Raw genomic sequence first — 11,949 nt, forward strand, 5'->3', positions numbered from 1 at the left:
CCATTTTAGTTATTTTTACCCTATAAAAACACCTAATTAATAGCATTTATAGTTTTTTCGGAATTATCTTAAAAGAAAAACTATGAAACCAAGAAATCATTCAAAAAAAGACCATTTATGTGACAAGATCCCTATTCCTTTCTATAATAAATAAAACAAGCGAGGAGGGAATCGCGATTCGTACACACAAAAAATGGTTTTGGCCATTGGCACTTCTTACACTTTTAGTCACCTGTTTCCTGTTATTCTTTCAATTTCGTAAGGTGCATGAAGCCGATACTCCATTGCAACAGGCAAGCAACAGTGAGTTTTGGCTCTTAAGTGATATTCATTTTCTTTCCTCCACGCTTCATGATAATGGCGAAGCCTTTCAGACCTTCACACAAGGAGCTGCTGGCAAAGAGATGACGTATCAAGAACAATCAATCGAGGCCTTCACCGCTCAAGCCTTAAAAGAGAAACCCACGGGAATTATTTTGACTGGTGATATGACGCTCAATGGCGAGAAAGCAAGTGCTCAAGAGTTGGCAAGATTGCTTGCACCATTGCAAGAAGCTGACATTATGGTTTTCGCATTACCTGGCAACCACGAGATTTACAATGGTTGGGCGCGAGCATTTCAAGGTGAAAAGGAATACTATGCCGATCAAATCAGTCCTGAGGATTTTCAAACGATTTTTGCTGAAGGTTACGAAAAAGCCAACAGTATCGACAAGTCTTCCCTTAGCTACAGCATTCAGTTAAATGACAAGTATCGCCTCTTTTTGCTCGATTCATGTATCTACGATTCTGAGGTTAATTGGGATGATCCTACAACGAATGGTGAGTTGAAACCAGCTACTCTAACTTGGTTGGAGGAGCAATTAACCCTGACAAAAGAAGCAGAGCAAGTACCACTGGTCTTTTTACACCATAACTTGTTCAGTCATAATGAGTTGTTACAAGACGGTTATGTTCTCGACAATGCCTCCGAAACTGTCACTTTGTTGGACCGTTTCAACGTGCCAGCCGTTTTCTCTGGTCATATCCACATTCAAGACATTAACGAAGGGAATGATTCGCTTTATGAAGCAGTCACTGGGTCTTATTCAACAGCAGAATTAGGCTACGGCGTCCTTTCTCTTTCTGAAAAGGAAATCGACTATGAAGCTCGTCAAATTGATCTCGATGCTTGGGCGGCTGAAACGAAGCAAACTGATGAACAGTTGCTGGACTATCAAAACTACCAGAAGAGTGTTTTTGAAAATGATACCGACCAACTGGTTCGCGACCAATTGTCCGCCGTGTCTGAACTGTCAGATACCCAGATCACACAACTTTGCACGTTTGTCACGAAGCTGAACACTGCCCTTTTTACTGGCAATGATACTTACTCAGCCGAGAAAATAGCTGCCATCAAAGATTCCGAGGAGTATCAGTGGTTAGCGACCTATTCTTACTTTTTGAAGCAATATGTCGATTCAATGCTGGACGATCAAACCGATGATCGCAAGCTGACGATCCCCCTCACAGCAGAATAAAGCCAAAAAGTGTCTTCTTCCTTTCTTTTAGGAAAAAGACACTTTTTCTTTTCTAATGAACGATAGCCCTCTCGTTTGGGTAAACGAGAAGGCTATCTGACGAGTCAATATTTATTCTTTGAAAGTGCAGCATACTATTACTACTATTATTTATTTCTCATTTAAACGATACAATCCCTAACCTCTATTGTATCCTTGTAACTCTGAAGTTACGCCAGGTTTGAATAAATTTCTTCAAAACAAGTAACGTGTGGTACAAAAATATTTGTCGCTTATCAATAACTATACCATGAGACAGAGTGCAAATGGAAGAAAACGTACTTATTCTTAAACATTACTTAAACAAAAAGCTTTGTTTTCATACAGTGTTGCCCTTTAAGAATTTTACGTGAAGCGATTAACCTTCCTGTCATGCATATCTGCTAACCATTCGTATAAAGGAATTCCTTTTATTCAATAGGTAAGTCGTGCTGTTTTAAAAAAGATAATTTATCCCAGTAGCCTCTTTGAAATAAAATTTTATCATTTACTATTTGAAAAAAACCGCAGCCTCTCAAACCTAAAGGGTCACGCCACTCTAAAATTGCCCATTGTCCATCTTCGAAAATATTCTCCACGATACAAACCATTTTTGCGTTAGAAAAATCTTGCTCAAACATCTGCTTTATCGCTTCTTTCCCAATAACTGGCTCATTGGCAACCTGATGATTGATTGCATTGTCATCATATAATTCTGAAATACTTTCTACATCTGCCTGATTAAACGCATCAACCCATTGGCAAAGTATTTCTTTTGGCTTCATATAAATCCCCCTCGAAATGTAATCATCTTTGTTCCAATCGCAATAAAAAAAGTAGCTAATTTGTATCAATATATTCTACTTTTACAATTCATTCAAGACAATATCGATGAAACGAATAAGAATGATCGATCTTTCACATCGATTACTCTTGTATAAGTACGGGGGACCATATATTGAATCGTGGCATTTTCCATTGTACCTGTTTCTTTATTCCATTCAAATGAGACATGCCATTTGAATCACGAGCGATCATTGCTTTTATTGATAGCGATGTTCCTAAACCTATTCAATCACTTTTTCATTTACTTTGAACGGCATTTATTTATTGAATACGGTATAGCGCCCTCTTTCTCTTTTCCTCTTTTGATACGCTTATCATCGAATGAGAAATCATGGGTAAGATTAACACAACGCTTAGGGCTAGTTGAATAGTGAAATCAAAGATGTACTATTTACCATGTCAGGTACTCAAAACCTGCAACTATTCTCTTGTAGCAGGTCATCAAAACCCGATCCATTTCAATATTTATATAAAATAAAACAAAAAAAAGCGAGAACCCAATGGATTCTCGCTTGTTAACGTCAATTAACCTTTAACGATGTTTGTTGCTTGTAAGCCACGTTGGCCTTCTTCAACGTCGAAAGTCACTGCTTGACCTTCTTCTAAAGTTTTGAAGCCGTCGCCTTGGATAGCTGAGAAGTGAGCAAATACATCATTGCCGTCTTCACCTGTAATAAATCCAAAACCTTTATCTGCATTAAACCATTTTACTGTACCGTTATTCATAAACGTATACCTCCATATTACACATCGACTGTGTTTATTTGTTTGTAATAGAAAATGATGTGTAATTGAAGTGTGTATCAATAGAAAAGATAAACAAGTATTAACATATCAGAACTTTACCTATTCATCATAGCACGGTTAAAATAAAATAGCAAATAAAGTTGGGCTTTTTTCTTGATAAAAAGCGAAATTGTTAAGAAACCTTATGATTAAGCCTAGCAATTGCTTTATCTGGAAGAATCAAAAATCAAAGAGTTGCGCCGTTTGAAGCAATTACTTTTTTGTACCAATCAAATGACGCTTTCTTGATGCGTTTCTTTGTGCCATTGCCTTCATCGTCTTGGTCGACATAGATAAAACCATAGCGTTTCGACATTTGTGAGGTCGAAGCACTGATGATATCGATGCAGCCCCATGCCGTATAGCCAAAGACCTCGACGCCATCATGCAATGCTTCATTGATTTGTTCAATATGCTGACGCAGATAGTCGATTCGATAAAAATCATCGATCGTGCCATCTTCGTTTACGACATCCTCTGCTCCCAAACCGTTTTCGGCAATAAACAAAGGTTTTTGGTAGCGGTCATAGAGTTGATTCAATGCGGTTCGCAACCCTTTGGGATCGATCTGCCAGCCCCATTTACTGCTTGGCAAATAGGGGTTTTTGATCCCACCAGTAATCAAATTCCCGACAGCACTTTCCAATCGTTCTGGATGCGCGCTGACTGCACTGGACATATAGTAACTAAAGGAAACAAAATCCACAGGGTTTTCCCGGATGACTTCTAAGTCTCCTGGTTCGATCACCAATTCCACTCCTTTTTCTTCAAACATGCGGTTGGCATATGCTGGATAATAGCCTCTTGCCTGCACATCACTGAAAAAGAGTGAGGTTCGTTGACTTTCGACTGTTTTTTGAACATCGTCTGGATCACAGCTGTACGGCGTTAATAATTGATAGCTGATCATACAGCCGACCTTGGCATCCGGAATCAATCGATGGCAATAGTCAGTCACGATTGCGCTGGCGACAAATTGATGGTGCGCCCCTTGGTACTTGTCTTGTTCAATATTAGGATGACCTTCTTCAATGATCCCGACACTAACATATGGATGGTGTTTGACACAATTGATTTCATTAAAAGTCACCCAGTATTTGACTTTCTTTTGGTATCGCTCAATCACCGTCTTGGCAAAACGAACGTAAAAGTCGATCACTTGCCGATTCGGCCATCCTCCATACTCAGTCACTAAATACAATGGCATTTCATAATGGGATAGTGATACTACTGGTTCGATCCCATACTTCAAACACTCATCAAAGACTGCGTCGTAAAATGCCAATCCAGCTTCGTTTGGGTCTACCTCATCCCCCTTTGGAAAGATCCGTGTCCAGGCAATTGACATCCGATAGGCTTTGAAGCCCATCTCAGCAAATAAACGAATATCTTCTTTAAAGTGATGATAAAAATCGATGCCCTGTCTTTTCGGATAGTATTTCGTGCTGTTTGGATCCTGTGCTTCTGCAACTTGCTGATGAGTCATCATATGCCATTGGTCAGTCCAACGTTCTTTCGGCATGGAGGAATCGAATAGATAGACATCAGAAACCGACAAGCCTTTTCCATCGATTCCAGAACCTCCTTCAACTTGGTTGGCAGCTGTTGCTCCACCCCAGAGGAAATCTTTTGGAAAATAACTTTTCATTTTACTTGCCGCCTTTCAAAAATGATTCGTACGCCAACGCTTCCCCATTCGTGGCGATCACTTGCTGATAATACGCAAAACTAGCTTTTTTCTTGCGGGAAAGATCTCCGCTACCATCTTTTTGCTTATCAACATAGATAAAGCCGTATCGTTTTTCCATCTCTCCTGTCCCCGCAGAAACGATATCGATTGGTCCCCACCATGTATAGCCTAGAATCGTTGCGCCATCTTTGATCGATTCCGCCATTGCTTCTACATGGTCTTTCAAATAGGCCATCCGTTCTTCATCGACGATCGATCCATCTTCATTGACAACATCCTTTAAACCAATTCCATTTTCAACGATAAATAATGGTTTTTGATAGCGATCAGTCAATTCGCTGCAAACATAGCGTAATGCCAACGGATCGATCGGCCATCCCCAAGCAGTTTCTTTTAGGTAAGGATTCTTTTTCCCCAATAATCCGCCAGTATTGCCTAAAATTTTCATGCCCGTTTCATGCAATGAGCTGCGGTAAAAACTAAAGCCTAAATAATCGCAGGTTCCCGCTTTAATGATCGCTAGATCTTCTTCTGTAATGTCCAGCAACAGATGATTATCCTTCACGATGCGGTCGAAGTATTCCGGATACGCTCCTCGCAATTGCACATCACTATAGAACAAGGAACGACGGCGCAGTTGATACGATTCAAAAACATCTTGCGGGTTGCACGTTGCAGGGTAAATCGGACTCAGTGACAGCATACAGCCAATCTGATTGTTTCCATCTACTGCCTTCCCATTCAAAACTGCTTTGGCACTTGCAACAAACATATTATGACTCGCTTGATAAAGTGCCTGTAATTTTTCTTCTTCAGTCTCGAAAGAAAACACATCGATACCTGCTGCGAGTAACGGGATCGTATGGGTATGGTTGATTTCATTGAAAGTCATCCAATATTTCACTTTCCCTTTATAGCGTGCAAAAACCACTTTTGTATACCGATCAAAAAAATCGATCAGTGCACGATTTTGCCAACCACCATATTTCGTCACCAAATGCAGTGGTGTCTCAAAGTGAGCTAACGTAACAACTGGTTGGATTCCTTTTTCATTCAAGGCATCAAATAAATCATCATAAAATTGTAAACCTGCTTCATTGGGTTCCGTTTCATCCCCATTCGGAAAAATGCGACTCCAAGCAATTGAGGTACGCAGACACTTCAAGCCCATTTCCGCAAACAGTTCAATGTCTTCTGGGTACCGATGATAAAAGTCGATGGCTTCATGGCTCGGATAAAAGTTGTCCTCCTCAAGCTGCAGTGAAACTTGCTCAATACGTTTTTCACCAACTGGTAAAATATCTGCTACGCTTAATCCTTTTCCTCCTTCCAAATAAGCTCCTTCGGCTTGATTTGCGGCGATTGCGCCGCCCCATAGGAAATTTTTTGGAAATACACTCATGAAATCGCTCCTTTTAATAAATCATTTGCTACCAATGCGGTAACGTCTTTTTTCGCTTGATCCACAACTGTCAATGCATCTTCTTTGATCACACTGGTAAAGACCAACATGGTTGTCGGATCATATCCTTTTTCAATAATTTTTGCTAAGTCAAAGGTGCCAATTTTTTGCCCCTTCACGACTTGATCCCCTTGTTTCACCGAAATCTCAAACACGCCTTTTGCTAAATCAACCGTGTCTAAGCCGATATGAACCAACACTTCCGTCCCAGCAGCTGATTGGATCCCAAAAGCATGTCCAGTTGGAAACACTGTCACAACCGTACCAGTAAGTGGCGCATAAATATCGCCGGCTGATGGATAAACGGCTAATCCATCCCCCATTGCTCGAGAAGAAAATACTTCATCTTTGACATCATCAAGCGTGATCGCTTCACCAGCAACTGGTGTCATCACTTGCAGCCCTGCACCTTCTTCTAAAACAGGTTCTAGCGTTTCTTCAAATCCTAATACATAGGTCAAAATAGCAGTACCGAAGAACGCAAAGGCAATGCCGATCAAATAGTACACAAAGGTGTCCCCAAAGAAAGCTGGCAATGTCGTCAATGCTGGAAAAACATAGACGATGGCCTTGGTTTGCATCATGCCCATAAACGCACCAGCAAGGGCACCAACGATGGTTTGAGCAATCAACGGCTTTTTAAATTTTACCGAAAGTCCATAGACGATGGGCTCTGTAATTCCTCCAAGCAATGCTGGAAGCAAAGAAGATAGCGCCAAGCCTTTGGTTTCTTTTCTGCGAGAGCGTAAAAATACACCTAAAGCAACCCCAGCACTCGCAAATGTTGCTGCTGCGATCATCGGGCGCAGCGTATCATAGCCATATACCGCTAGGTTATTGACCATGATCGGTACAACTCCCCAATGGATCCCGATCATTACTAAGAATGTCCAACCGCCACCGATCAACAAGCCAGCCAACAGCCCACTCTTATCGCTGATAAAGTTCATGGCATTGCCTAAACCGTCCCCAAGCATTACACCGACCGGTCCAATGATCAAAACGGTCAGAGGCACCATGATCAAAAGAGCCACTAGCGATAGAGCAAAAATCTCGATACTCTTAGGAATGATCCGTTTGAGTAGGCGTTCCAAGTGCGAGTAGATATAAATCGAAACAATCGCTGGAATCACGGTACCCGAATACCCCATCAGCACAGCTGGGATGCCAAAGAAATCAACCGTCACACCGTTTTCCGTCACCATTGCTGTAAAATTCGGCTCCAGCAACGCCCCAACGATTGCTAAAGCAATAAACATATTGACTTTGAAAATCCGCGCTGCACTGATCGCTAAAAATAAAGGCAAGAAATAAAAGACACTATTGCCAGCAGCAGCTAATATTTTATAGGTGCTTCCTTCCGCATCCATCAAATGATAGGTTGTAAAAACAACTAGCAAAGCTTTCAACATCCCTGCCCCTGCAAGAGCAACAATGATTGGATTAAAGATCGCAGACAATACATTGAAGAATCGGATAAATACATTGCCTTGTTTTTCTGTTGATTCTTCGGCATCCCCATCACTTTCCAAAGCATTTTGGATCGAATACTTACTCATGATCGTTTGAAAAACATCCGCTACATGATTACCGATCACGACTTGAAACTGGCCATTTCCTTCAATGACAGACAATACCCCATCAAGCTGCTGAATCTTATCCTTATTTTTTCGTGCCAACTCGACATCTTTCAACTTAAAACGCAATCTAGTGATGCAATGATACAGGCTAACGATATTTTGTTCCCCACCGACCTGTGCTATAATTTCACTAGCAAGTTTTGAATAATCTTTCGCCAAATGACTCACTCCCGTGTTTGATTTATAAAGCGCTTTATGGCGTTACTATAGCAGATTTTTTTCTCTCACCTGCGAAAGTTCGCAATTTGGAAACTGCTTACAAGAAAGGAAAGAAAATGGGCCTCTTAATCATTCGTTTATTGAATCTTTTAAATAATGCACCCACTGATTCCACCAACTACTATATCGGTTTGACCATGATCAACCATTATGATCAGATCCAAACTCTAAGCATTGGTGAATTCGCTGCTCTTTGCCATGTGTCAAAGTCAACCGTTTCAAAATTCGCTCGCACCTTGGGCTTTGATGATTATGGCGATCTAAAAGACAACGCTGCCTTTATCGAAAACCGCTTCAACAATCCCCTGAATTATCGTTCGAATATTTTGTCTGCCTTAGAGCAAGAGGGCGTAGACTCCTATTTTGACGCAGTTGTACAAGACATCGATTATCTGCGTCATCATCTTGATCTGCCAACCATCGAACGGGTCGCAAAAGCCATTGTGACGCATAAAAATGTCTTTGCTTTTGGAATTTTATTCTCAGAATCGGCTGCTATTGATTTCCAGATCAAACTAGCATACAACGGCAAGTTCATTCGGACCTTCCAAGACGATCTCGTACAGGAAGAAATCATCAAGACCGCTGATGAAGAATCGCTGTTTATCATTTTTACCAACTCCGGTGACTACCTAACGAAACAGCAAATTCGAAATGGAACACCACGGAAAGATTTCTTCGATCGAACCAAAGCCAAAGTCATCGTGATCACCGCTAATCCACAGATCTCGGAACTGCCCTTTGTCCAAGAAGCAATCATCTTCCCTCATCAAACCCATTTTCAAACCCATGCTTTTATGTATCAGTTCATCATGGATTTGATCGTATCGAAGTTCAAGCAGTTGACGGATCGAAAGCGCATGTAGCACAAAAAACACACGCACAGCCGATAGCGGAAAGAAGCTTCCGCTCACATGACTGGACGTGTGTTTGTTTTTTTATAGGAAAAATCTGCTTATTTGTTGCCCGTTTCGCTACCTCTCATACGGTTCGAAGCTAAAACAAATGGAGTATAGATCAAAAAGGCTAGAACCAAAATAACTACTTGAACCAAAATGGCCGCAAAACTCTGGTAACCTACGAAAGCATTGACAAATAAGGGCAATCCAAACGGCACTTCTACACTAGCTGCTGGAATAATCTGGGTCACTGTAGCAATGTAAGCAACAACGGTAGCCATCAATTGCGAAAGGATAAATGGAATCGCAAAAATTGGATTCATAACGATCGGTAATCCATAGACTAGCGGTTCGTTTATACCGAAAATTCCTGGAATCAAAGCTAGTTTTGAAATGAGTTTTTGATCTTCTCTTTTTGAAAAAACCAGTAAAGAGAGAATCAAGGCAATCGTCACTCCAGCCCCACCCATTACCACATATACTCGAAAGAATGTCATGGTCAACGGATTTGTAGCAGCTTCTCCTGCTTGAACTTGCGCAATATTGTCTGCAAGACCTGCTAACGCCAATGGACTTAAGATAGGCATGATTACCATATTGCCATGCAGACCAAAGACCCAAAAAATGGCTGAAGCAAAAGCCAATAAAATGATTCCAACAGGACCGTTTTGCATCACTTTTTGCATCGGTACTTGCAATGTATTATAGATAATGTCACTTAAATAATTGCCCGTCCAATTGAAAATAACGGTACTAATAATTGAAAATACTAGAAGAACGAGCAGTACTGGTATCAAAGAATTAAAAGACCGAGCAATTCCGCTTGGTACACTTTCTGGCATTCGGATTTTTAATTTTTCTTTTTTCATTAACCAAGAAAAAAGTTCTACTGAAAGAGTAGCAATTAGCATCGCTACAAACAATCCTTGTGCATTGATACTTGTTGTTGCAATACCACTAGTTAGGATGTCCTCCATTCCTTCCACTACTGTTACGATCGCTTGTGGCACGATTGTCAAAAATGAAACGACTGCTACTAACGCACTATAGTTTTCATCCACACCATTTCTTTGCCCAATAGTTTTCCCAATCAAAAAGGCAATGGCAATACTCATCGTCGACATAGTTGCATAATTAATTGCTGTAAAAGCTGGACCGATAGCGCTTAAAAAAGAAAAAGTTGCAAATTGCGCCAAACCGACTTCTTCAGAACAAAGAATAGTGTTAAATAAAGTTGCGAACGAGCCAACAATAATAAATGGCATATAAACGGTAAAGGCTGTTTTAATACTGTAAAGATATTTATTCTGATTGATTGCTTCGGCAGTGTGGCCGATTTTATTCGCAAAAGAATCAAAAAAAGACATAATTTTCCCTCCTACATATCAGCTAGATTATTATTTTGTTCGATTATTTTTTTGTAATACGCAAAGCTGTCTTTCTTGCGACGCTCAAAAGTTCCGTTCCCTTCATTATCAACATCTACGTGGATAAAACCGTATCTTTTATTCATTTCTCCTGTGCCTGCACTTACAATATCTATGATCCCCCACCACGTATAAGCAAGGATTTCACAGCCATCATGGATGGCTTCAGATAAGGCAAGCAAATGATCTCTTAAATAGTTTTGGCGTTCTTTATCGATAATCTTGCCATTAGCGTCTATGTGATCTTCCATGCCGAGGCCATTTTCAGCAATCATTAAAGGAATTTGATAGCGATCATACAATTCGTTACAAACATACCGCAATCCCAAAGGATCAATTTGCCAGCCCCAAGGCGAAGTTACTAAATAGGGATTTTTTTTCCCTTGTGGACCGCCAGTTCCCGTCTTCATCTTTAAATCATGAGAGTAGACTGTCGTTAAGTAGTAACTGAATGCTAAATAGTCACTCGTATAGGATTGAATCGTTTCTAAATCGCCTTTTTCTATTTCAAGATTAATAGATAACTCTTCAAATAATCGTTTAGAATATGCTGGATAGGCACCTCGGATCATCACGTCTGAAAAAAACAAAGATTTTCTGCGAAACTCATAACTACCAAATATATCTTTCGGATTGGGTGTATCAGGATACACACCACTAAGTGAAAGCATACAGCCCATTTTTGCTTTAGGATTTATCTTCTTCAATGATTTGTTTGCTAAAGAATGGGCAACGAACATATGATGAGCTGCTTGATATTGCGCTTGTGCAGGATTTTCGTCTTCCTCAGTTCTTAAAGCACCCGCAAACCACGGAATTTTTACAATATTATTGATTTCATTAAAGCTCATCCAATAAGTGACCTTTTTACCATATTCTGAAAAAATCACCTCACAATAATTGAGAAAAAAAGAAATCAGTTGCCGATTTTTCCAGCCACCGTATTCTGTCGCCAAGAATAATGGTGTTTCATAATGAGAGATGGTCACGATTGGTTCGATCTTTGCAGCTATTAGTCCATCAATCAAGCGATGGTAAAAGTCTATTCCTTCTTGATTCGCTTCTTTCTCATCGCCACGTGGAAAAAGTCGCGCCCAGTTGATTGAAAAACGAAAGCATTGTAGACCCATTTCTTTTAACAAAGCAATGTCTTCTTCAACATAATGATAAAAATCGATTGCCTTATGGGAAGGATAATAGTGATCTTTTTTTAACTGAGGATCAATCGTCAGTAATCGATCTTTCCCCACCGGTAAAATGTCGCAGATTCCCAATCCCTTGAGCCCCTCTTGGTAGGCTCCTTCCGCTTGGTTTGCTGCAATGGCTCCGCCAAATAAAAACTTGTAGGGAAATCCTTTGCTCATAACTATCACTCCTCTTTCTTGATAGCTAAAATTTATCATAGAAAAAGAAAAACACAATTTTATAAAAAGGCTTACAAT

The 11,949-nt window shown here is 40.3% G+C and carries 9 protein-coding genes; 2 read left to right on the plus strand and 7 right to left on the minus strand.

Features of this window, described 5'->3' with window-relative positions:
• Nucleotides 1–119 precede the first annotated feature (119 nt).
• On the plus strand, nt 120–1,520 hold the full coding sequence (locus IAE45_RS12695) for a metallophosphoesterase (RefSeq protein ID WP_195266001.1): 1,401 nt from the start codon (nt 120–122) through the stop codon (nt 1,518–1,520).
• A gap of 449 nt (nt 1,521–1,969) precedes the next feature.
• On the opposite strand, the gene IAE45_RS12700 is transcribed toward IAE45_RS12695, so the two are convergent.
• From IAE45_RS12700 to IAE45_RS12720, 5 genes are all read right to left on the minus strand, one after another.
• Nucleotides 1,970–2,323, minus strand: coding sequence for a nuclear transport factor 2 family protein (locus IAE45_RS12700; RefSeq protein ID WP_081118384.1), 354 nt, complete (start codon nt 2,321–2,323; stop codon nt 1,970–1,972).
• A gap of 586 nt (nt 2,324–2,909) precedes the next feature.
• On the minus strand, nt 2,910–3,110 hold the full coding sequence (locus IAE45_RS12705; protein ID WP_005225331.1) for a cold-shock protein: 201 nt from the start codon (nt 3,108–3,110) through the stop codon (nt 2,910–2,912).
• A 247-nt stretch (nt 3,111–3,357) separates the two neighbouring features.
• Complete coding sequence (locus tag IAE45_RS12710; RefSeq protein WP_140965693.1) at nt 3,358–4,818, minus strand: glycoside hydrolase family 1 protein; 1,461 nt, start codon at nt 4,816–4,818, stop codon at nt 3,358–3,360.
• A 1-nt stretch (nt 4,819) separates the two neighbouring features.
• On the minus strand, nt 4,820–6,262 hold the full coding sequence (locus IAE45_RS12715; protein ID WP_200125950.1) for a glycoside hydrolase family 1 protein: 1,443 nt from the start codon (nt 6,260–6,262) through the stop codon (nt 4,820–4,822).
• Complete coding sequence (locus IAE45_RS12720; RefSeq protein WP_086338607.1) at nt 6,259–8,130, minus strand: beta-glucoside-specific PTS transporter subunit IIABC; 1,872 nt, start codon at nt 8,128–8,130, stop codon at nt 6,259–6,261. Before IAE45_RS12720 ends, IAE45_RS12715 begins: the two co-directional genes overlap by 4 nt.
• Before the next feature lie 107 nt (nt 8,131–8,237).
• Between IAE45_RS12720 and IAE45_RS12725 the strand changes: the two genes are divergently transcribed.
• Complete coding sequence (locus tag IAE45_RS12725) at nt 8,238–9,047, plus strand: MurR/RpiR family transcriptional regulator (protein WP_144772045.1); 810 nt, start codon at nt 8,238–8,240, stop codon at nt 9,045–9,047.
• A gap of 89 nt (nt 9,048–9,136) precedes the next feature.
• Here IAE45_RS12725 and IAE45_RS12730 read toward each other — a convergent pair whose 3' ends face one another.
• Together IAE45_RS12730 and IAE45_RS12735 are read right to left on the minus strand one after the other, a co-directional pair.
• The gene (locus IAE45_RS12730) at nt 9,137–10,447 is read right to left on the minus strand and encodes a PTS sugar transporter subunit IIC (protein ID WP_200125952.1); all 1,311 of its coding nucleotides are present in this window, start codon (nt 10,445–10,447) and stop codon (nt 9,137–9,139) included.
• An 11-nt stretch (nt 10,448–10,458) separates the two neighbouring features.
• The gene (locus IAE45_RS12735; RefSeq protein ID WP_200125954.1) at nt 10,459–11,871 is read right to left on the minus strand and encodes a glycoside hydrolase family 1 protein; all 1,413 of its coding nucleotides are present in this window, start codon (nt 11,869–11,871) and stop codon (nt 10,459–10,461) included.
• Between the last annotated feature and the right edge of the window lie 78 nt (nt 11,872–11,949).

Source organism: Enterococcus sp. S53, from assembly GCF_016516865.1.
Lineage (GTDB): Bacteria > Bacillota > Bacilli > Lactobacillales > Enterococcaceae > Enterococcus_D > Enterococcus_D innesii.

Bases quoted from the DNA above. Each gene is read 5' to 3' on its own strand.
- IAE45_RS12700 (WP_081118384.1), bottom strand. From the start codon at position 2,323: ATGAAGCCAAAAGAAATACTTTGCCAATGGGTTGATGCGTTTAATCAG.
- IAE45_RS12705 (WP_005225331.1), bottom strand. From the start codon at position 3,110: ATGAATAACGGTACAGTAAAATGGTTTAATGCAGATAAAGGTTTTGGA.
- IAE45_RS12710 (WP_140965693.1), bottom strand. From the start codon at position 4,818: ATGAAAAGTTATTTTCCAAAAGATTTCCTCTGGGGTGGAGCAACAGCT.
- IAE45_RS12715 (WP_200125950.1), bottom strand. From the start codon at position 6,262: ATGAGTGTATTTCCAAAAAATTTCCTATGGGGCGGCGCAATCGCCGCA.
- IAE45_RS12725 (WP_144772045.1), top strand. From the start codon at position 8,238: ATGGGCCTCTTAATCATTCGTTTATTGAATCTTTTAAATAATGCACCC.
- IAE45_RS12730 (WP_200125952.1), bottom strand. From the start codon at position 10,447: ATGTCTTTTTTTGATTCTTTTGCGAATAAAATCGGCCACACTGCCGAA.
- IAE45_RS12735 (WP_200125954.1), bottom strand. From the start codon at position 11,871: ATGAGCAAAGGATTTCCCTACAAGTTTTTATTTGGCGGAGCCATTGCA.